The sequence below is a fragment of the Clostridium sartagoforme genome (assembly GCF_039521405.1).
GTDB lineage: Bacteria > Bacillota > Clostridia > Clostridiales > Clostridiaceae > Clostridium > Clostridium sartagoforme.
Genome location: NZ_BAAACH010000038.1, coordinates 277,028 through 297,387, shown reverse-complemented (window position 1 = coordinate 297,387; position 20,360 = coordinate 277,028). Strand labels below are relative to the sequence as shown.

The following is a 20,360-nucleotide window of genomic DNA, read 5'->3' as shown; positions in this document are numbered from 1 at the left end:
TCTATATTAGATTTTGTCTAACTTTTTCAAATAAAATTATTGATGTTGCAACCGCTACATTTAAAGATTCAGCTCCTCCAGGCATTGGGATCTTAACCTTTTTGTTTGCAAGTTCAAAAAGTTCATTACTTATTCCATTGCCTTCATTACCTACAGCTAACATAATTTTCCCTTTTAAATCTTCTTCAAAAAAGTTTTTAGATTTCTCAAGAGAGGTTGTTACCAATGAAACTCCACTATTTTTAAGCCTTTTAATAATATTAAAATCTTCATCATCATAAAAAATAGGAACGTAAAATATAGAACCCATAGTAGATCTTATTGTTTTATCATTATAAATATCTACTGTTCCCTTTGTTAGTATTATTCCATCAACCCCAGCTGCATGACCAGTTCTTATTATAGTTCCTAAATTACCTGGATCTTGAACTTTATCACATATTAAAAAGAATTGTCCTTCTAAATTAATAATCATTTTTTTATTTTTAACTATTGCTATAACTCCTTGAGGATGTTCTGTAGAAGATATCTGAGAAAATAAAGCGCTTGAAAAAACATATATTTTATCATCACCAATAACTTCTTTTAAACTACTATTATGTAATTTTTCTTCATTTTCTTGAGATAAAATTATATATTCTATTTCCATATTAGCTTTTGTAGCTTCCTCTATTAATCTAAATCCTTCTAAAATAAACTTACCTTCTTTATTCCTAAATCTTTTATCTTTCAGTTTCTTTGTAGCCTTAAAAAAATTATTGTCTTTACTTTCTATATAAATCAAAATTTACACCTCGTTAATTTGATTTAGCTATCATGCCTTCTAGCCTGTTTAAATCTTCCGCTACTCCTATAGCAACAATTGCATCAGTATTTTTAATTATATCTCCTGCTGATGGTGATAAATTAATTTCCTGACCTCTTTTAATTGCAATAACATTTATTCCATATTTACTTCTAAGTTTTAACTCATTTAAAGTTTTCCCTGACCATTCTTCTAATACTTGAATTTCCATAACACTATAGTCTTCTGAAAGCTCTATATAATCTAATATATTATTTGAGACTAAATTATGCGCAACTCTTACCCCCATATCTTTTTCTGGAAGTATAACTCTATCTGCTCCAATTTTATAAAGAACTTTTGCGTGAAAATCATTATGCCCTTTAGCTACAATATATTTAACTCCAAGTTCTTTTACTAATAAAGTAACCATAATGCTTGATTGGATATCATCACCTATAGTAACCACTGCTACATCAAAATTACTTATTCCAAGTGATTTTAGCGCATTTTCATCTGTTGCATCTAATTGTACAGCATGTGTAACACTATCAGCTATTTCTTGTACTATCTCTTCATCTTTATCTATTGCTAATACATCACTCCCTAAAGAATATAAGGTTTTTGCTATAGAAGATCCAAATCTTCCAAGTCCTATAATTACAAATTGCTTATTAGCCAATAAACTTCATCTCCTAACCAATTAAAATCTTTCCTTCTGGATATTTATATCCAGATTTTTTATTTTTTCTTGCTAACGCAAGCATTACTGTAAGAGGTCCTACTCTGCCAAAATACATCATAAGTATAATTAGAACTTTCCCTATAGAGCTTAAATTTGGAGTAAATCCTAGAGTAAGTCCAACAGTACCAAATGCTGATGTTACTTCGTAAAGTATATCCATAAATGATGCACTAACTTCAGTGAACAATAAAATCATTGTGAACATTATTACTAATGATACTGCAATGAATAATATAGTGAAGGCCTTATAAACAACGCCTTTACTAAATCGTCTTCCAAATATTTCTGCATCTTCCCTTCCTCTTATAACTGAAATAACAGTTAATACTAGTATAGCAAAAGTCACTGTTTTTAGTCCACCAGCAGTTGATCCTGGTGATCCTCCAATAAACATTAATATTATAGTTAAAAACTTACTCACTGATGTCATAGCTGTAGTAGAAACACTATTAAATCCAGCTGTTCTCGGACTTACTGATGCAAAAAATGAATTTAACATCTTATCTTTCATGTTCATATTTGCTATAGTTTCTACATTATTTCGTTCAAATACAAATATTAATAATGTTCCTATAAGTATCAATATAAGTGTTGATATTAGAACTAATTTTGAGTGAATTGAAAACTTTTTTATTGATCTAAACTCATATATCTCTAAGAGAACTGTAAATCCTAATCCTCCAATTATTATTAATGTACTAATTACTAAAATAACTGTTGTATTACTAGAATAATTAATAAGACTTGTTCCAAATAAGTCAAATCCAGCATTACAAAAAGATGATATTGAGTGAAAAAGACTATAGAATAATCCTTTATAAATGCCATATTCAGGTATAAATTGCGTTGACAACAATACTGCTCCAAAAACTTGTACTGATACTGTAAAAACTAATATATATTTAACCATTTTCACCAGTCCTTGGATGGAATGTGTGTTCATAGCTTCTTGCATTATAAGTCTTTCTCTTAATGTTATTTTCTTGCCAAGTACTAATGATATAAGAACCCCAAATGTCATAAACCCAAGACCACCAACTTCTATTAATATCATTATTACCATTTGCCCAAAAGTACTCCAGTAAGTACTAGTATCTAAGGTTACTAAACCTGTAACACAAACAGCTGAAGTAGATGTAAAAATAGCATCTAAAAAGTTTGTTGCTTCTCCAGAAGCAGAAGATATTGGAAGTGATAAGATTATTCCTCCAATAAAAATTGCTATTAAAAATCCTAATGCTAATATTTGAACTCCTTTCAATTTAATTTTTCTTTTTAAACTAAATTGCATATCTTCACCTCATAGATAAACTAGAATTTTATCTTTATTTTACTACTAATAATAGATATTATTAACTATTTTTTCTATAGTATTTATATTTACCTATAAAAAAGTCGTCAAGATAAATTTGCCAAGCTGTCGACTTTTTTTGGTGCATGTGCATTTCCGAAGCTGCCTTAGGAAAATCCTTCACGCGCACTTTATTCTATTTTTTACTATGCAGGAATAACTTTAACAACTTATATTCTATAAGTTATTTATCAATATATTTTTAAGATATAATTTCCTATATAGTAAAAAATGCGACCAATCGGTCGCTTATATTATTTATTTAATTGTTTTTTTGCTGCTTCCACTAAATCTGCAAATGCTTTAGGATCATTTATAGCTATTTCTGATAACATTTTTCTATTCATATCAATTCCAGCTAATTTAATTCCATTTATAAATTTAGAATATGAAAGACCATTCATTCTTGTAGCTGCATTGATTCTTGCTATCCACAATCTTCTAAAATCTCTCTTTTTTAATCTTCTTCCAACATAAGCATTTCTTAAAGCTCTTATTACAGACTCATTAGCTGTTTTAAACAATCTGCTCTTTCCGCCATAATAACCTTTTGCAAGCTTTAATACTTTTTTATGATTTTTACGTGAATTTACTGCTCTTTTAACTCTTGCCATGTTTCAATCCTCCTCTTATTTTATAGATATGGTAATAATTTCTTCATTGCTTTTTCTTGAGTAGTTGAAACATAAGCAGCTTTTCTTAAGTTTCTCTTTCTCTTAGAGCTTTTCTTTGTTAATATATGGCTCTTGAAAGCTTTTGCTCTTTTTAATTTTCCAGTACCTGTTTTCTTAAATCTCTTTGCTGCACCTCTGTGCGTCTTCATTTTTGGCATAATAAAATCCTCCTCTCAAATTATGCTTTATTAAGGGAATCCTAACTTTACAACTATAAAACTTTAGAATAATATCTTTTATTAAATGTCCCTTAAATTGAATTTTAATCTAAATCAATTCCACAAAAAGGAATTTATTAGCATATATGTTTTTTATAATGCTTAATCTTCTTATATTCTTTTTAAGGGAAATATTAAATAACTTCTCAATAAAAAGACAAAATAAAAAAGACAGCATATGCCGTCCTCAAAATATTCATTTCTTTAATTTAAATCATAATAAATTAAATAAGAATACATTATACCTTACTAAGCTATGCCGTAAGGTGAGAAACGGCTGTGTTTCTTCTTAACACTAGTATTATATTATTTGTCAAAAAACTTGTCAACATAAATTTAAAATTTAACCTGTTTTTCCATACATAAAGAACATCCATCACAAAAGCTTACTTTATTTTCAAAAACATTTTCTATAGTATCAATAAACTCTTTATTCAAGCAATTCTTTTTACCATGTATTACTACCTTTTTAGGTGCATTAGTTATTAATCCACTTATTATTATATCTTCCATCTTAGCATCATTATCTATCCTACATTCAACTAATTCTTTCATAAATTCATTAAATATATCTTTTTTATCTTTATCTTTTATAAAATAATTTCCTGCTTCATTGATGAATATGTTTATTTCATCTATTTTACTTTCTTGTATATCTACAAAATATTTTAATAACTTTATAAATTCTCTATATTCCTTTTCAACCATATAACTTTCTATTACTTTATCTATTATATTCTCTATATCTTCTCTTAAATCTCTCATTCTAAATCTTATAAATCCATTTATGTTTATCTCTGAATTTTCTTCTAAACAATTTTTTATTTTTTCAATTATACTATTCATTTTATTCATGCAATAAATTAAATTTTCACATTTTAATGATTCTTCACCTAATAATATCTTCATAATTTCTTCTTCAACTTCTATTACTTCTTCTTGTTTTAAAAAGAAATAATTTTCAGTTAGAAAATCAAACATTTCTTTTTCTTTATACTGTTCTATTACTACTTTATACAATACATTACTTATATATAAATTTATGATTTCTTTTACCCTCTCATTATAACCATCATCATCACATAGTACTTTAACTATATGACTATCTAGTTCCACACTTTCTACTATCCCAATTTTTATGTCTTTTTTCTTTAGAATAGTTCGCAATTCTTGAATTTCACTTACAAAATCTAGATCATCATTATAAACAAGCTTTAGTACAAGCATGGATTCCACTCCCTTCCTAGTAATAGTATGTATAAAAATTTAAACTATATTCAAAAAATATTTCTTATCAATCGACAAGATTAATATACTAATTTATAATTAATTTATATTAATTTAAATTTAAAAGGAGTTTATTTATGGTTTGCTTTGTTGATTATAGAATTTCTAATATAGAAAGAACTTCCCTTGAATCATTTGGTTTATCAATAGTAGAAGTACCACCGAATAATTCTTTATATAAATCCATTGATGGCCATGTAGACATACAATTAAATATATTAGATAAAAAGTCGAAAAAAGTAATAATTCAAAAAGATATATCTCCTAACTTTAAGAAAAAACTTTCTGATTTAAATGTAAACTTTATAGAAAGTAATCGTTCTTTAAAGTATTCTTATCCTAATAATATTTTCTTAAATGCTCTAATATTAGAAAATTATTTTATTCATAACTTAAAATATACTGATGAAAATCTCATTAGTTCTCAAAATTTTAAAAAACTTATCAATGTAAAACAAGGTTATACTAAATGCTCTTGTTTACCTGTAAGTGAAAAATCTCTTATAACTAGTGATTTAGGAATATATAATACTTTAATAAATTATGATTTTGATATATTACTACTTCCTCCTGGAGACATAATATTAGAAGGATTAGATTACGGTTTTATCGGTGGAAGTGGTGGTCTTATATCTAAAGATAAAATGGCCTTCTTTGGTAATTTAAAGTCATATATGTATGGTGAAAAAGTATTAAATTTTTTAAATAAATACGGAGTTTCACCTATTTATTTAAAAGATGGAAAACTTCAAGATAGAGGAAGTCTTTTAATTTTATAGTCTTTTATATAATACGTCTTATATACATAAATGTTTCTAATAATAGATTGATAATTTATTTATGATTTTATATATTTTAAAAAATTAATTTTCTATCTTTAATCAAAAAAAAGCTTAAAGAAATTTGTATATCTTTAAGCTTTTTTTTTATTTTAAATTTAAAATATCAAATTCTATTTTGTTTATTAGATTTCTTAAATCTTCAAAGTTTTTATTAGATTTTTTATCTAATATATCTAATATAGTATATACTTCATTAATATTATTTTTATTTTCACTTAAATTTTGATTTCCTCTTCCTAATTTATCGCAAATAAATAATAATATAATATCATTAAAGTTTTCACTGTTTAATAATCCTTCTATATCTGAAAATGGTAATTTTTTTATTATATAAATATGATGCATATGAAATCTTACTATTTCTGTAACTCTTTTAGTAAAATCCATATTCTCATATAATTCTAGTAATCTATAAGTTATATTTGCACCTTCTTTATCATGATCATACGATCTATATCGTCCTTTAATAAATTTAGTGGTTGTTATTTTTCCTATATCATGTAACAAAGCAGCCCACATAAATATTTGAGCATTGCTAGAAAAACTATTAATTTTTGCTGCTACATCTACTACCATTTTAGTGTGATTCCATACATTTCCTTCTGGATGAAATTTTTTTTCTTGAGGGATTTTTTCTAATTCACTTATTATATTAAAACTACTTTTTTTAAAGTCTTCTTTATTAAATAATTTTTCTATTTCTATAGATGGTTTTTCATAATTAATTAATATATTACTTATTTTATTGAACATTCCTATATTCACCTCTTAACTACTATTATGTAATTTTATTATATATATTATTATTTGTATTTATAAAAATTTTATTTAAAATTTAGTATCAAAAAAATTTAAATTACATAAGCTATAATTATAAGATTTGGCGCTATAGCCAAGTGGTAAGGCAGAGGTCTGCAAAACCTTTATTCCCCAGTTCAAATCTGGGTGGCGCCTCCAAAAAAGTGGACCCTTATAAAACATTTGTTTTACAAGGGTCCACTTTTTAATTAACAATTAATAGTACTCCATAACAATAAACAAAATTTTTATATATTCTAAAAGTTTTTCTCAATTGTTAATTGTTTTTATTTTGCTGCTTCTAGTAATTTACCTATTTCTTCATTTGTGAAATTATAAGCAGTATTGCAGAAATTACATTTAATTTCTTCTTCTTTACCATCATCATATATTTCTTGAAGTTCTTTTGCACCAATTGATAATAATACTGATTCAACCTTTTCTCTTGAGCAATTACATGTATATTCTGGTTTTAATTCCTCTAAAATCTTTAAGTCCATACCTTCGAATATGTATTCTAATACTTTATCTATACTTCCATGTTCTAAAAGCATTTGTGTAATTGATGGTATTTCTTCTAATCTATATGTAATTAAGTCTGAAAGTAATTCATCTGCATTTGGCATCATTTGAATTATAAAGCCTCCAGACACCTTTATAGAATAATCTCTATCCACTAAAACTCCTAATGCTACAGCTGATGGAGTTTGCTCTGATACAGTAAAATAATAAGCTAAATCTTCTCCTATTTCTCCTGTATAAATAGGCACTTGACCTACATATGGATCTTTCATTCCTAAATCTTTAATAACTGTAAATTCACCATTTACACCTACATACCCACCTACATCCAATTTATTTTTTGAATTTAGCGGTATATCTCCATATGGGTTTCCAATAAATCCCTTTACTTTTCCACCTTCATAAGATGTTACTGTTATCCCCTTAGCTTCTCCGCCACCATTTATTTTTAAAGTAATTACCTCTTTGTCTGATTTTAAGGTTGATCCCATTAATGCACCCGCTGTAAGCATTCTTCCTAGTGCTGCTGCTGCAACTGGTGTACATTCGTGTATTTCCTTACCTGTATTAACTAAATCAGTTGTTTCACCAGCAATAATCCTTACCATACCATCTTTTGCTGTTGCTTTTATTATTTTATCCATCATTATTCCTCCATTAACTAAATTACTTTTTTACTACATACATAATTCTTTCTGTTAAATTTTCAACAGATTTTTTAGAGTATCCATCAAATTTACCTATTATTTTCAAATCCAACTCTTTAAGCTTATTTTCTATAAATTCTTCTGTATACGCTCTTTCTAAATGTTCTTCTTCAAATCGTTCATATAATTCTCCTTTTTTAACGAAGAAAGTTAAAAACATATTCAAAATATCATTTTCAAAAGTATTTTCCCAGGTATAGAAAACTTCTTCTTCACTATATGTATAAATATTATTACCTAATATTTCCGAAAGCTTATAATATGAATTTACATCAAATATAAATATTCCATTATCTTTTAAATGATCTTTTACCCTCATTAAGTATTTAAGAAAACTTGCTTCTTCTATAATGTAATTTGTTGAATCCAATACCGATGTAATTAGATCAAATTTTCTATTTAGGCTAAGCTCACTCATATCCTGACAAACTAGCTGACATTTGATTTTTTCCTTTTTTAGCTTATTAAAAGCTTCCCTTAACATATCATCTGATAAATCTACAGCAAAGGATTCTTTAAAATTTTTTGCCAGTTTTGCAGTAACGTTTCCAGTACCACATGCTATATCTAGATAATTATCAAAACTTATATCTTCCTTTTTGCATATTTCAATAATTCTAGAACACATATCTTCATAGTCAATATCTTCATTTATTAAATTATCATATATTTTAGCAAACTCTCCATATGCCAAAGATATCCCTCCCCATCTTTATAGAGTTTTCTAAAACTATATTAAATGTAAAATTTCCTTTAGTCAATCTATAGAAAGAATAAAAATGCACTATAAAAAATAATTTTACTTTCTACCTAGAATTTCATCATTTGTAGGTATCTTTAATATTCTTTTTCTTTTAGTCATTATCCCCCCTATTCTTCCTGTTTCTTCTGCTGTTAGCCCCCCCCAGCCTAATTCATCTACTTTATCTTTTAATCCTAACTCGTCTGCTATTTCATATTTAATTTTTTCCCTTAATACTTCGGCCTCTGATAGTTCTTTATTTGATTTTATTTTTGATTTTATTATTTTTTTTAATGGTGTTTTACTCAATTTTATACCCCCTATCAATATAATATTTATAGTTTTTCCAAAAGTTTTGCTAATATACTATTAAAATTTATTATTCACTATATCTTCTAAAATTTTATATATTATAATAAAGTATTGAATTTTTAAGAATATTTAACTATAGTTATAGTAACTATATTTTTTATATTTACTATTTACATTAATGAAAAGGGGGAAAAATTTATGTACAATGTTGCAATAGTTGGGGCTACTGGTAATGTGGGAAGAAAATTTTTAGAAATCTTAGAGGAAAGGAACTTTCCTATTAAAGATTTGTATCTTTTTGCTTCTAAACGTTCAGCAGGTTCTAAACTAAATTTTAAAGAAGAAGAAATAATAGTGGAGGAAACTTCAGTTGAGAATATAAAAGATAAAAGAATAGATTTTGCACTTTTCTCAGCCGGCGGAGATGTAAGTTTGAAATTCTCACCTATATTTGCTTCATATGGAGCTGTGGTGATCGATAATTCAAGCGCATTTAGAATGAATAAAGATGTTCCTTTAGTAGTTCCTGAAGTTAATCCTGAAGATATAAAGTGGCATAGCGGTATTATAGCTAATCCTAATTGCTCTACAATTCAAGCTATGGTTCCTTTAAAGGTTTTATTAGACAACTACGGAGTAAAAAGAATAGTATATTCTACATACCAAGCTGTTTCTGGTGCTGGTATGCAAGGTATAGCTGATTTAGAAGAAGGTTTAAAGGGTAATAAGCCAAAGAAATTTCCTTATTCCATAGCAGGTAACTGCCTTCCTCATATAGATGTTTTTTTAGATAATGGCTACACAAAAGAAGAAATTAAAATGATTGAAGAAACAAAAAAAATTCTTCATAATAATAACTTAAAAATTACAGCAACTGCTGTTAGAGTTCCTGTTCTTAATAGTCATAGTGAAAGTATAAACGTTGAACTAGAAAAATCATTTAACTTAGAAGATATAATAGAACTATTTACCAATACAAAAGGGCTTACAGTTTATGATGATATAAACACACTTAAATATCCTACAGCTTTAATGGCATCAGGAAAAGATGACGTATTTATTGGACGTATAAGAAGAGACTTTAGCATAGATAATGGACTAAATTTATGGGTAGTTGCTGATAATATTAGAAAAGGGGCTGCTTTAAATGCAGTGCAAATAGCCGAACTATTAATAAAGGAGTGATGAGTAATGTCAATTTTTAAAGGCTCTGCAGTAGCAATAGTTACACCTTTTAATGATACTGGAGTCAATTACAACAAATTAAAAGATTTAATAGAATGGCATATACAAGAAGGAACAGATGCAATTGTAATTTGTGGTACAACTGGTGAAGCCAGTACAATGAATATTGAGGAAAGAAGAAAAAGTATAAAATTTACTGTTGATGTTGTTAATAAAAGAATACCTGTAATTGCTGGTACTGGAACTAATGATACTAAAGCTTCTATCGAAATGAGTGAATTTGCTGAAAGTGTTGGTGTTGATGCTCTTTTAGTTATAACACCATATTATAACAAAACAACAAATAAAGGTTTAATTAAACATTTTGAAGCAATAAACAATGCAGTGGATACTCCTATAATTTTGTATAATGTTCCAAGTAGAACAGGCGTTAATATATCCCCTGCTCAATTATTAGAATTATCAAAATTAAAAAATATAATCGCTATTAAAGAAGCTAGCGGAAATATAAGTCAAGTTGCTCAAATGAAAGCATTATGTGGAGATAATATTGATATATATTCTGGAAATGATGATCAAGCAATCCCAATAATGTCTTTAGGAGGTTTAGGAGTTATATCTGTACTTGCAAATATAATGCCTAAGGAGGTTCATGATATGACTTCTTTATATTTATCTGGTAATATAAAAAAGGCCTTAAAAGTACAATTAGATACCTTGGATATAGCAAATAAATTGTTTATAGAAACTAACCCAATCCCAGTTAAGACTGCTTTAAATTTGATGGGTAAAAATGTAGGTCCATTTAGATTACCTTTATGTGATATGGATAATGAAAATCTTGAAATACTAAAATGTTCTTTAAAAAATTATAATTTAATTTAAGGAGTTTAATATGATAAAAATTGTACTAAATGGTTGCTGTGGAAAAATGGGGAAAATAATTGTAGAAACTGTTAAGAATTTTCCTAATATAAATATTGTTGCCGGAATAGATAAATACCCAAATATGAAATATGACTTCAACATTTTTACAGATATTAAAGATTTAAATGTAGCTTATGATGTTTTAGTAGATTTTTCTAGACCTGAAGCACTTAAGGATATATTAAGTTTATCGTTAAAAAATAATAAGCCAGTTATTTTATGTTCTACAGGCTATACTGCTGAAGATTTATCACTTATTTCGAAAACAAGTGATATTATTCCAATATTTAGATCTGCTAACATGTCTTTAGGTGTGAATTTATTGAATTCCCTATTAAAGAAGGTAGTTCCTTCTTTATATCAAAATTATGATATTGAAATAATAGAGAAGCATCATAATCAAAAAGTTGATTCTCCTAGTGGAACAGCTCTTTTACTTGCTGATACTATTAAAGATTCTATCCCCACTGAAACTTCATATGTGTATGGTAGAAGTGGTGAAAGTAAGAGAAATAAAAAAGAAATTGGAATTCATGCAGTTAGAGGTGGATCCATTGTTGGAGATCACGATATAATATTTGCTGGTACTGGAGAAATAATAGAGTTGTCTCATAAAGCAATATCAAGAGAAGTATTTGCGGTAGGTGCATTAAAAGCTTGTGAATTTATGAATAAAATTACTGAAGCAAGGTTATATAATATGGATGATGTTTTAGGAATTTAACTATTTAAAAAGGGCTGTCATATTTGGCAGCCCTAATTTTAATTCTAAACTTATTAGGAATGTTTTTCTAGTTTAAAATTTACTTATAGTGTAAAACTATAATATGACTAAATAATAAGGAGGTTTAATTATGCCAAAAGATAGTCAACCTGATAATAAAAAAGCTAGAATGGAAAAATGTAATAATCAAACTCCTATTACAGAAGAAGGCCATAACCATAATCCAAATGCTAAACATAAATCTATTAAAAGGGAGGGCTTTTCTAGCCAACATTTTAATAGAGCTGGAAACTAAAAAAGAAGAGTCATAGACTCTTCTTTTTTAGTTATTACTTTTCACCTTCGATATATGCCTTATCAAAGAATACGTGTCCTAAAGTTGAAACTCTAACACCCTTAACTTCTGGTTTAGCACCCTTAACTTTAGTGTAGTAATATAATGGGATTATTGGCATTTCTTCCATAATGATATCTTCTGCTTTTCTCATTAATTCCCATCTCTTAGCTGGATCTGCTTCTTTCTTAGCATCTGCAACTAACTTGTCATATTCTGCATTTGAATATCCAGCGTCATTGTTTCCACCGCCAGTTACCCATAAATCTAAGAATGTCATTGGATCAACATAGTCTCCTGACCAACCATGTCTAGCAATTTGATATTGACCTTGTTGTCTTGAATTTAAGAATACTTTCCATTCTTGGTTAGCTAACTCAACATTAACACCAATCTTAGCCCAGTCTTGTTGAATTGCTTGAGCTATTAATTTGTGATCTCCTTCAGTATTATACATGAATTCTAATGTTGGAAGACCTTTTCCTTCTGGATATCCAGCTTCAGCTAATAATTTTTTAGCTTCTTCTATATTAGGTGTTTCTGCATCATAATATTTCTTTGATGCAAAATCTTCGCCTTTTTCATTTAATATTCCTTTTGGTACAAAGCTATATGCTGGTACTTGACCTGATTTTGTAACATTTTCAACAATAGCTTTTCTATCAATTACAAGATTTAAAGCTTTTCTTACTTTTTCATTACTTAAAACTTTTTTAACATCTTCTGATAATCCATCTTGTTTTCCTACATTTAAAACTAACATATAAGTTGCAAGATTTGGATAAATAGTAACTAAACCTTCATTTTTACCATTTTCGATTTCAGCTGGTGGAACTGTGTCAACCATATCAAAATCTCCAGATTTTAATGAAGCATATGCAGTATTTTGATCAGTAACCAATTTCCAAACTATTCCAGGAAGCTTGATTTCTTTTTTATTCCAGTAGTTTTCATTCTTTTCAAATATTAATTGATCTTTCATATCCCATTGTACTAATTTGAAAGGTCCATTTGAAACATAAGTTTCTGGTTCAGTAGCCCATCCTTCTGGGTTAGCTGTAACTATGTCTTCTCTTTCAGGGAAGTAAGTTGTAAATGCAGTAAGTTCTGGGAAATAAGCTGTAGGTGCTTCTAAAGTTACCTTTAAAGTATGATCATCTACTACTTCTATTCCTAAATCTTCTCTACTAGCTTCACCATTATAGAATTTTTCACCATTCTTAATATAGAATAATTGATAGTTATATTCTGCTGCAGTGTCTTTAGTTAAAGCTCTAACCCATGAATATTCAAAGTCTTTAGCTGTAACTGCTTCCCCATCAGACCATTTAGCATCCTTTCTTAATGTGAAAGTATATACTAATTGATCATCTGATACTTCCATTTTTTCAGCAACTCCAGGAATTGCCTTTTCATTTTCATCAAGTCTCATTAATCCTTCAAAAGCATTATCAATAATTGATCCTGCTCCAGATGAAGTGTTTAATGTTGGGTCTAAAGTTTCTGGGTCTTCACCTAAGTTATAAATTAATTTTCTTCCACTATCTGCTGAATCCTTGTTTCCGCAACCTACAAAAACAGACATTCCAAGTGTAAGTGTTAGTGCAACTGCACAAATCTTTCTAAGCTTATTGCTTTTCATTGTTTTTCCCCCTTAATATATAAAATTTATACTAATTGCTTATTATGCAATAGATACCTATTCATTAAATAGATGACATGCTACGAAGTGACCTGGTTCTACTTCTTTAAGTTCTGGATCTACTTCTCCACAAATTGGTTTAGCATATTTACATCTACCCTTAAATCTACATCCCGGCGGTGGATCTATCGGTGATGGAATATCACCTTCTAAAACTATTCTTTTATTATTTTTAGCCACCTGAGGATCCGCAATCGGTACTGCTGAAAGTAATGCTTGTGTATAAGGATGTTTAGGCTTTAAATACACATCATCTGCAGGACCTTTTTCAACCATTTTTCCTAAGTACATAACTCCAATATGAGTTGATATATGTTTAACCATTGATAAGTCATGAGCTATAAAAAGATAAGTTAATCCAAACTCTTCTTGTAGTTCTTCTAACATATTAATTACTTGAGCTTGAATTGAAACATCAAGTGCTGATATAGGCTCATCACATACAATAAAGTCTGGTTGTACTGCAAGTGCTCTTGCAATACCTATTCTTTGTCTTTGTCCACCTGAAAATTCATGAGCATATCTATTTATGTGGCTTCCATTTAATCCAACTCTATCTAAAAGATATCTTATTCTTTTAGTTCTTTCTTCACCCTTATATAATCCATGAATATCTATAGCTTCACCTATTATATCGCCTACAGTCATTCTTGGATTCAAAGAAGCATATGGATCTTGAAATATCATTTGCATATTTCTTCTTAAAGAAACCATTTTCTTTTCACTAAAATTAGTTATGTCTTCACCATTAAAAATTATTTGTCCAGAAGTTGGCTCATACAATTTTAAGATAGTTCTTCCTGTTGTAGTTTTACCACAACCTGACTCACCAACTAATCCTAATGTTTCTCCTCTTTTTATTGTAAATGAAACATTATCAACAGCTTTTACAAAACTTTTTTGTGAGAACATTCCTTTATTCACAGGGAAGTATTTACAAAGGTTTTTAACCTCTAAAATAATATCATTTTTCTTTTCCATTATTCTTCCCTCCTTATTGGTGATTCTATCTTTGGTGCATTCTCATGACATAACCAGCATGCTGATTTATGACCTTTTGATATTTCAAATAATGGTGGTTGTTTTTCTATACAAACTTTCATAGCATATTTACATCTTGCTGCAAAAGGACATCCTGTTGGTGGTTTTAATAAATCAGGTGGCTGCCCTTCAATTGGAGTTAATTTTTCTTTAACCTCACTTTTAGGATTCGGCACACTATTTAATAACCCCCATGTATATGGATGTCTAGCATTGTAGAATATGTCTTCATCTGTCCCCTCTTCTACAACTATTCCACCATACATAACATTAATTCTTGTACAAAGATCTGCAACTACACCTAAGTCATGTGTTATAAGTATAATAGAGCTATTAATCTTTTCTTTTAAGTCTTTCATCAAATCCAATATTTGTGCTTGAATTGTAACATCTAAAGCAGTTGTAGGTTCATCTGCTATAATAAGTTTTGGTTCACAAATAAGACTCATTGCTATCATAACTCTTTGTCTCATACCACCTGAAAATTCATGTGGATATTGCTTAAGTCTTTTCTCTGGACTTGGTATTCCTACCATATCCAACATTTTTATTGCTAAATCATTAGCTTCTGCTTTTGAAACTTTTTTATGTTTAATTAAATGCTCAGTTAATTGTTGTCCAACTGTAAATAAAGGATTTAATGATGTCATAGGATCTTGGAAAATCATAGCCATCTCATTTCCTCTAATTTCTTGCATTTCTTTTTCAGTTGGATTAGTTATATTTTTCCCGTTAAATGTAATTTCCTCTGAATCTATAATTGCATTATCAGCCAATAATCTCATAATAGACATCATTGTCACTGATTTCCCACAACCTGATTCTCCAACTATTCCTAAAGCTTCTCCTTTATCTAAATGTAATGATACACCTCTTACGGCTTGCACATCACCTATATGTGTTCTAAAGGAGGTTTTTAAATTTTTAACTTCTAATAATCTACTCATCTGTCATTCCTCCTATTTCTTATTTTTAGGATCTAAAGCTTCTGTTAAACCATCACCAAATAGGTTAAACGCTAAAATAATTATACATATAGCTCCTGCTGGGAATAATAATTGATATGCAGCAGTACTTAATAATCCACTAGCGTCATTTGCTAATGTACCTAAAGAAGCAAGTGGTGCATTAATACCTAGACCTATAAAGCTTAAGAATGCTTCTGTAAAAATTGCTTGTGGTACAAACAATGTTAATGTTACTAATATAGACCCCATACAGTTAGGAATTAAGTGTCTAAATAAAATTCTTGCTTTTGATGCTCCAAGAGCTTTAGCTGCAAGAACAAATTCTTGTTGCTTTAATTGAAGTATATCTCCTCTTACTATTCTTGCCATACCTACCCAATAAGAAATAGCCATTGCTAATATAATTGTTGTTAATCCAGTTGATCCTTCCTTTTTGAAGGTTGCCATTAATATTATTACATATATTTGTGTTGGAATAGAATATAAAACATCTACTATTCTCATCATTATATTATCTACTCTTCCACCAAAGAAACCAGCTACCCCTCCATATAATACACCTATAACTAAATTTATAGCTGCTGCTGAAATAGCTATTATAAGAGAATATCTTGCTCCATACATTACTCTTACAAATAAATCTCTTCCTAAGTTATCTGTACCAAATAAATGTTGTGCACTTGGCCTTAAATCAGTTGCTTGTAAATTAGTGTCATAATAAGTATACCCCATTATCTTTTCCATTATTACAGGACCAACAAATGCAAATAATACCACTACTACTATCATAACTAGCGAAAATAATGCCACTTTATTATTTTTAAGTCTTCTCCATGCATCGGCCCAATATCCAACACTTGGTCTAACTATTTGTTCAAAATTCTTTTCCTCTTCACTTAAAGGAGTAAATAAATCTTTATCTATATTTAAATCCATTTTTAAATCTTCCACGTCTTTACCCCCTCTTATCCTTCTAGTTTAATTCTTGGATCTATTAATACATATATAATATCTACTAATAAATTACATGTTACTATTAGAGTACAATAAAAAGCTGTAACTCCTAATAATGAAGTGTAGTCTCTATTAGTAATTGATAATGTAAATTCATTTCCAAGCCCAGGTATTGCAAATATTTTTTCAACTACGAAAGATCCTGTTAATACTCCTGCTACTAAAGGTCCTAAGTATGTAACTACAGGTATTAATGAATTTCTTAGTGCATGTTTAAATATTATTGTTTTTCCACTTAATCCTTTAGCCTTTGCTGTTCTTATATAATCTGATTTTAATACATCTATTAACTTACTTCTTGTTAATCTAGTTATAAATGCCATTGAACTTCCTGATAATGCAATTACAGGCATAATATAATTAGTTGGCTTACCTAAGCCTGTGGCTGGTAATAACTTAAGTTTAACTGTAAATATATATATTAAGAATGTTCCCATAACGAAACTTGGTATTGTTATTCCTAATGTTGCTAGAACCATACATACTCTATCTGGCCATTTATCAGCTTTTAATGCAGCTATTATTCCAAGTAAGACTCCTGCTACAACAGAAAATCCTATTGACACCATTCCAACTTTAGCTGAATTAGGGAAACTTTTCTTTATTGTTGTTAAAACTTCTCTTCCTTTATACTTCATTGATTTACCGAAATCACCTTTTAATAGATTTTTCATATAAATCGTATATTGTTCTCCAACAGGTTTGTCCAAACCATATTTTTCGTTTAGTTGGGCTTTCATATCCGGTGTTATTTTTTCTCCATCAAATGGACCACCCGGCATCATTCTTACTAGAAAGAATACTATAGTTACAACTGCCCAAACAGTAACTATACTAGTTAAAAGTCTCTTTCCTATATACTTTACCATTTGTTTTCAACCCCCATTCATCATTCTACGCACATTCCATTTTGTAGATATTAATAATTATATTATATTATTGAAATTTGTCAATTAACATTTTAAATTTATCTTAAGTATTTTAATAATATATCAATAATACTTATTGTTTTTTTTAAATCTACCAAAGGGTATTAAAGTGTTTGGAAAACGCTTACATTTACTTTTTTTCAGCATTTATGCAAGTATAAATATTAATCCTTCATTTTTCTAATTATTATTAATCTATTATTAATTTCATCAAATATTTTTATTCATTTCATCATTTTTATAGACATTTATTATAATATGTTCGTCATATGTAAACACATATATTCATTATTATTTCTAATATTATGTATTATATCAAGAATATTTATTCATTTCAAAAAAATTAAGCAATATATAAATATCTTTTTATATTGCTTAGTTTTTAATTAGTTACTTATTATTTTTCAAATTAGTAATTTTTTCTAATATGATCTTCTAGTTTATCTAAAGCATTTTTTAACTCATCCATAGAATAACAATATGATATTCTTATATATCCTTCCCCTCCACATCCAAAGGCATCACCAGGAACACAAGCTACTTTTTCTTCTTTTAATAGTTTATTGCAAAATTCCTCTGAGGATATATTAAATCTTTTTATAGAAGGAAATATATAAAATGCTCCTTTGGGTGAATAAAGATCCATTCCCATTGAGTTAAGTCTATTTTCAACATAAATTTTTCTTTTTATAAATTCTTCCTTCATTTTTTCTACAGTATGTAAACTATTTTTTAGACCTTCTAAAACTCCATATTGGCCTATAGAATTTGTACATGATACATTATATTGATGAACTTTAGCTATTTCTTTTAAGTATTTCTCTGTAGCTGCTATAAATCCAACTCTTATACCAGTAACAGAAAACATTTTAGAAAAGCCTCCTATATATATAACCTTATCTTTTATATTATCACACATTGCTATACTATAATATTTATCATAACAAAGAGCTTCATAAAGTTCATCTGTAATAACAGTAATTTCAAAACTCTTTATAATTTCTACTAGAGATTCATATTGACCTTTACTAAGTATTGCCCCTGTAGGATTGCAAGGGTAAGATAAAATCATATATTTTATTTTATCCTTCTTTATTGTACTTACTAATTTACCGATATTTATAGAAAAATCTTCATCCAATTCATAGTTAACAACTTCTCCTCCTAAAATCTTAACTATGTTTTCATATGCTGGATAACTTGGAGTAGGTATTAAAACCTTATCGCCTTTATTTATCAATGAAGATATAGTTGAGTATAATGCCTCGCTGCCCCCAACAGTTACACATACTTCCTTTAAGTCATAATTTATATTTCTATTACTTAAATAATTACAAATTTCATTTCTTAGCTCTAAAAGACCAAAATTATCAGTATAAGTTATTCTATCTTCTTCAATTGCTTTTATCATGGCCTCCTTGATTTCTCTCGGTGCTTTAAAATCTGGTTGCCCTAAAGTTAAAGAAATTGCTTCTTCTACATCTTTTACTTTATTGAAAAATCTTCTAATCCCTGATATTTCAACATTATTTAAGTTTTTATTCATTATTATAGCCCCCTCTTTTATAAATTTCAGTTCACAGTTCACAAGGCACAGTTTTCAGTTATTCTTTAAGTAACAGGGATTTTTTAGGGAACAGGTATAATATATTAGAAATCTTAAAGTAAAAAATAAAGAAAGAAATTTAATATTTTCTTATCAATTTTATATTTAATACTTATTCCTTAATACTTATTACCTTTTCCCTGACACTTTTTACCTTTTACATATTCCTTAATTAAATTCAATTATGAAATATACACTCATAACTATTCTTACTAATTGATACCTGTTCCTTCTTACATGTTACCTATACGCTTAAATTAACTATGACTTGTTCCTTGTTACCTTCTCTTTTCCCTAATTAAAACAACTGTGAATTGTGAACTGTGGACTGATAACTGTTCCTATTACTTGTTACCTTTTACCTAGAATTTTGCTTCGCAAAATAAATCTAGTACTCAATTCCTTTTCTTGCCCCAACACCTTTTTCAAAATAATGTTTAATACATTTCATTTCTGTAACTAAATCACTCTTCTTCAAAATTGCTTCTGGTATATTTCTTCCCGTTAATATAAGTTCCATACTTTGTGGCTTATTATCAATAATGTATATAACTTCTTCTTCAGTTAAAAATTTGTTGTATAAGACTCCCATTATTTCATCTATTATTAAAACATCACATTTATTTTCTTTTATAGTATTTATAATAAATTTATATCCCTCTTTAATTTCTCTTTTTAATTCTTCCTTTTCATCTTCATTTAAATTCCAAACAAAATCTCTTGGCTTTTCAAATCTAAATATTTTAAAGTTATCATTAAGCTCATCAATTGTTTTTAATTCTCCTGTTGGTCCCCCTTTTAAAAATTGAACCATATATATCTTTAATCCATTTCCATAGGCTCTCATACCTTGCCCTATTGCAGCGGTAGTTTTTCCTTTGCCATCGCCTGTGTACACTTGAACAAGACCTTTTTCAAGTTTCATTTTATCAACTCCTTTTTTATAAA

22 protein-coding genes and 1 tRNA gene are annotated in these 20,360 nt (G+C 28.2%); 6 read left to right on the top strand and 17 right to left on the bottom strand.

What is annotated here, in order from left to right:
- Position 1: 1 nt before the first annotated feature.
- The 6 genes from ABDZ60_RS17025 to ytxC form a co-directional block, all read right to left on the bottom strand.
- Complete coding sequence (locus tag ABDZ60_RS17025) at positions 2-784, bottom strand: TrmH family RNA methyltransferase (protein WP_016206794.1); 783 nt, start codon at positions 782-784, stop codon at positions 2-4.
- Positions 785-797: 13 nt separating this feature from the next.
- Positions 798-1,466 carry a potassium channel family protein gene (locus ABDZ60_RS17020; RefSeq protein ID WP_016206793.1) on the bottom strand — a complete coding sequence of 223 codons (669 nt, stop codon included), beginning with the start codon at positions 1,464-1,466 and terminating at the stop codon, positions 798-800.
- 13 nt (positions 1,467-1,479) lie between these two features.
- On the bottom strand, positions 1,480-2,820 hold the full coding sequence (locus tag ABDZ60_RS17015; RefSeq protein ID WP_343779762.1) for a TrkH family potassium uptake protein: 1,341 nt from the start codon (positions 2,818-2,820) through the stop codon (positions 1,480-1,482).
- A 314-nt stretch (positions 2,821-3,134) separates the two neighbouring features.
- A complete protein-coding gene (rplT, locus tag ABDZ60_RS17010; RefSeq protein ID WP_016206791.1) occupies positions 3,135-3,494 on the bottom strand; it encodes a 50S ribosomal protein L20 in 360 nt (119 codons plus the stop codon).
- Between the two features lie 20 nt (positions 3,495-3,514).
- Positions 3,515-3,712, bottom strand: coding sequence for a 50S ribosomal protein L35 (gene rpmI, locus ABDZ60_RS17005; RefSeq protein WP_016206790.1), 198 nt, complete (start codon positions 3,710-3,712; stop codon positions 3,515-3,517).
- 396 nt (positions 3,713-4,108) lie between these two features.
- Positions 4,109-4,999 carry a putative sporulation protein YtxC gene (ytxC, locus tag ABDZ60_RS17000; RefSeq protein WP_016206789.1) on the bottom strand — a complete coding sequence of 297 codons (891 nt, stop codon included), beginning with the start codon at positions 4,997-4,999 and terminating at the stop codon, positions 4,109-4,111.
- Between the two features lie 137 nt (positions 5,000-5,136).
- Between ytxC and ABDZ60_RS16995 the strand changes: the two genes are divergently transcribed.
- Positions 5,137-5,838, top strand: coding sequence for a DUF6873 family GME fold protein (locus ABDZ60_RS16995; RefSeq protein ID WP_047002160.1), 702 nt, complete (start codon positions 5,137-5,139; stop codon positions 5,836-5,838).
- Between the two features lie 147 nt (positions 5,839-5,985).
- On the opposite strand, the gene ABDZ60_RS16990 is transcribed toward ABDZ60_RS16995, so the two are convergent.
- Complete coding sequence (locus ABDZ60_RS16990) at positions 5,986-6,654, bottom strand: HD domain-containing protein (RefSeq protein ID WP_047002161.1); 669 nt, start codon at positions 6,652-6,654, stop codon at positions 5,986-5,988.
- A gap of 129 nt (positions 6,655-6,783) precedes the next feature.
- On the opposite strand from ABDZ60_RS16990, the gene ABDZ60_RS16985 reads away from it, so the two are divergent.
- A tRNA-Cys gene (locus tag ABDZ60_RS16985) sits at positions 6,784-6,858 on the top strand.
- Between the two features lie 128 nt (positions 6,859-6,986).
- On the opposite strand, the gene hslO is transcribed toward ABDZ60_RS16985, so the two are convergent.
- The 3 genes from hslO to ABDZ60_RS16970 all read right to left on the bottom strand — a co-directional run bounded on the left by hslO (position 6,987) and on the right by ABDZ60_RS16970 (position 8,979).
- Complete coding sequence (hslO, locus tag ABDZ60_RS16980; protein ID WP_047002162.1) at positions 6,987-7,868, bottom strand: Hsp33 family molecular chaperone HslO; 882 nt, start codon at positions 7,866-7,868, stop codon at positions 6,987-6,989.
- A gap of 19 nt (positions 7,869-7,887) precedes the next feature.
- On the bottom strand, positions 7,888-8,622 hold the full coding sequence (locus ABDZ60_RS16975) for a class I SAM-dependent DNA methyltransferase (protein ID WP_047002163.1): 735 nt from the start codon (positions 8,620-8,622) through the stop codon (positions 7,888-7,890).
- Positions 8,623-8,727: 105 nt separating this feature from the next.
- On the bottom strand, positions 8,728-8,979 hold the full coding sequence (locus tag ABDZ60_RS16970; protein WP_047002164.1) for an alpha/beta-type small acid-soluble spore protein: 252 nt from the start codon (positions 8,977-8,979) through the stop codon (positions 8,728-8,730).
- Between the two features lie 201 nt (positions 8,980-9,180).
- On the opposite strand from ABDZ60_RS16970, the gene ABDZ60_RS16965 reads away from it, so the two are divergent.
- The 4 genes from ABDZ60_RS16965 (at position 9,181) to ABDZ60_RS16950 (ending at position 12,113) form a co-directional block, all read left to right on the top strand.
- Entirely contained in the window at positions 9,181-10,167 is a 987-nt protein-coding gene (locus ABDZ60_RS16965) for an aspartate-semialdehyde dehydrogenase (RefSeq protein ID WP_047002165.1), read from the top strand.
- 6 nt (positions 10,168-10,173) lie between these two features.
- The gene (dapA, locus tag ABDZ60_RS16960) at positions 10,174-11,052 is read left to right on the top strand and encodes a 4-hydroxy-tetrahydrodipicolinate synthase (protein ID WP_016206782.1); all 879 of its coding nucleotides are present in this window, start codon (positions 10,174-10,176) and stop codon (positions 11,050-11,052) included.
- 10 nt (positions 11,053-11,062) lie between these two features.
- A complete protein-coding gene (gene dapB / locus ABDZ60_RS16955) occupies positions 11,063-11,818 on the top strand; it encodes a 4-hydroxy-tetrahydrodipicolinate reductase (protein WP_016206781.1) in 756 nt (251 codons plus the stop codon).
- 130 nt (positions 11,819-11,948) lie between these two features.
- Positions 11,949-12,113 (top strand): hypothetical protein, encoded by a 165-nt coding sequence (locus ABDZ60_RS16950; RefSeq protein WP_016206780.1) that lies wholly within the window; start codon positions 11,949-11,951, stop codon positions 12,111-12,113.
- Between the two features lie 34 nt (positions 12,114-12,147).
- Here ABDZ60_RS16950 and ABDZ60_RS16945 read toward each other — a convergent pair whose 3' ends face one another.
- The 7 genes from ABDZ60_RS16945 to ABDZ60_RS16915 form a co-directional block, all read right to left on the bottom strand.
- Positions 12,148-13,794, bottom strand: a complete 1,647-nt coding sequence (locus ABDZ60_RS16945; protein ID WP_343779752.1) for a peptide ABC transporter substrate-binding protein — start codon at positions 13,792-13,794, stop codon at positions 12,148-12,150.
- 57 nt (positions 13,795-13,851) lie between these two features.
- Positions 13,852-14,835: an ABC transporter ATP-binding protein gene (locus ABDZ60_RS16940; RefSeq protein WP_016206778.1), complete on the bottom strand. Its 984-nt coding sequence runs from the start codon at positions 14,833-14,835 to the stop codon at positions 13,852-13,854.
- Positions 14,835-15,842 (bottom strand): ABC transporter ATP-binding protein, encoded by a 1,008-nt coding sequence (locus tag ABDZ60_RS16935; RefSeq protein WP_343779749.1) that lies wholly within the window; start codon positions 15,840-15,842, stop codon positions 14,835-14,837. The genes ABDZ60_RS16940 and ABDZ60_RS16935 overlap by 1 nt, the downstream gene beginning before the upstream one ends.
- 12 nt (positions 15,843-15,854) lie before the next feature.
- Positions 15,855-16,799, bottom strand: coding sequence for an ABC transporter permease (locus ABDZ60_RS16930; RefSeq protein WP_040436608.1), 945 nt, complete (start codon positions 16,797-16,799; stop codon positions 15,855-15,857).
- Between the two features lie 29 nt (positions 16,800-16,828).
- A complete protein-coding gene (locus ABDZ60_RS16925; protein ID WP_343779747.1) occupies positions 16,829-17,746 on the bottom strand; it encodes an ABC transporter permease in 918 nt (305 codons plus the stop codon).
- Positions 17,747-18,215: 469 nt separating this feature from the next.
- Positions 18,216-19,352 carry a pyridoxal phosphate-dependent aminotransferase gene (locus ABDZ60_RS16920; protein ID WP_016206774.1) on the bottom strand — a complete coding sequence of 379 codons (1,137 nt, stop codon included), beginning with the start codon at positions 19,350-19,352 and terminating at the stop codon, positions 18,216-18,218.
- Positions 19,353-19,800: 448 nt separating this feature from the next.
- Positions 19,801-20,337, bottom strand: a complete 537-nt coding sequence (locus tag ABDZ60_RS16915; RefSeq protein WP_047002170.1) for a cob(I)yrinic acid a,c-diamide adenosyltransferase — start codon at positions 20,335-20,337, stop codon at positions 19,801-19,803.
- Positions 20,338-20,360: the final 23 nt, after the last annotated feature.

Coding starts and splice junctions, on each gene's coding strand:
- ABDZ60_RS17015 (WP_343779762.1), bottom strand. CDS start 2,820: ATGCAATTTAGTTTAAAAAGAAAAATTAAATTGAAAGGAGTTCAAATA.
- rplT (WP_016206791.1), bottom strand. CDS start 3,494: ATGGCAAGAGTTAAAAGAGCAGTAAATTCACGTAAAAATCATAAAAAA.
- rpmI (WP_016206790.1), bottom strand. CDS start 3,712: ATGCCAAAAATGAAGACGCACAGAGGTGCAGCAAAGAGATTTAAGAAA.
- ytxC (WP_016206789.1), bottom strand. CDS start 4,999: ATGCTTGTACTAAAGCTTGTTTATAATGATGATCTAGATTTTGTAAGT.
- ABDZ60_RS16995 (WP_047002160.1), top strand. CDS start 5,137: ATGGTTTGCTTTGTTGATTATAGAATTTCTAATATAGAAAGAACTTCC.
- ABDZ60_RS16990 (WP_047002161.1), bottom strand. CDS start 6,654: ATGTTCAATAAAATAAGTAATATATTAATTAATTATGAAAAACCATCT.
- hslO (WP_047002162.1), bottom strand. CDS start 7,868: ATGATGGATAAAATAATAAAAGCAACAGCAAAAGATGGTATGGTAAGG.
- ABDZ60_RS16965 (WP_047002165.1), top strand. CDS start 9,181: ATGTACAATGTTGCAATAGTTGGGGCTACTGGTAATGTGGGAAGAAAA.
- dapA (WP_016206782.1), top strand. CDS start 10,174: ATGTCAATTTTTAAAGGCTCTGCAGTAGCAATAGTTACACCTTTTAAT.
- dapB (WP_016206781.1), top strand. CDS start 11,063: ATGATAAAAATTGTACTAAATGGTTGCTGTGGAAAAATGGGGAAAATA.
- ABDZ60_RS16950 (WP_016206780.1), top strand. CDS start 11,949: ATGCCAAAAGATAGTCAACCTGATAATAAAAAAGCTAGAATGGAAAAA.
- ABDZ60_RS16945 (WP_343779752.1), bottom strand. CDS start 13,794: ATGAAAAGCAATAAGCTTAGAAAGATTTGTGCAGTTGCACTAACACTT.
- ABDZ60_RS16940 (WP_016206778.1), bottom strand. CDS start 14,835: ATGGAAAAGAAAAATGATATTATTTTAGAGGTTAAAAACCTTTGTAAA.
- ABDZ60_RS16935 (WP_343779749.1), bottom strand. CDS start 15,842: ATGAGTAGATTATTAGAAGTTAAAAATTTAAAAACCTCCTTTAGAACA.
- ABDZ60_RS16930 (WP_040436608.1), bottom strand. CDS start 16,799: ATGGATTTAAATATAGATAAAGATTTATTTACTCCTTTAAGTGAAGAG.
- ABDZ60_RS16925 (WP_343779747.1), bottom strand. CDS start 17,746: ATGGTAAAGTATATAGGAAAGAGACTTTTAACTAGTATAGTTACTGTT.
- ABDZ60_RS16920 (WP_016206774.1), bottom strand. CDS start 19,352: ATGAATAAAAACTTAAATAATGTTGAAATATCAGGGATTAGAAGATTT.
- ABDZ60_RS16915 (WP_047002170.1), bottom strand. CDS start 20,337: ATGAAACTTGAAAAAGGTCTTGTTCAAGTGTACACAGGCGATGGCAAA.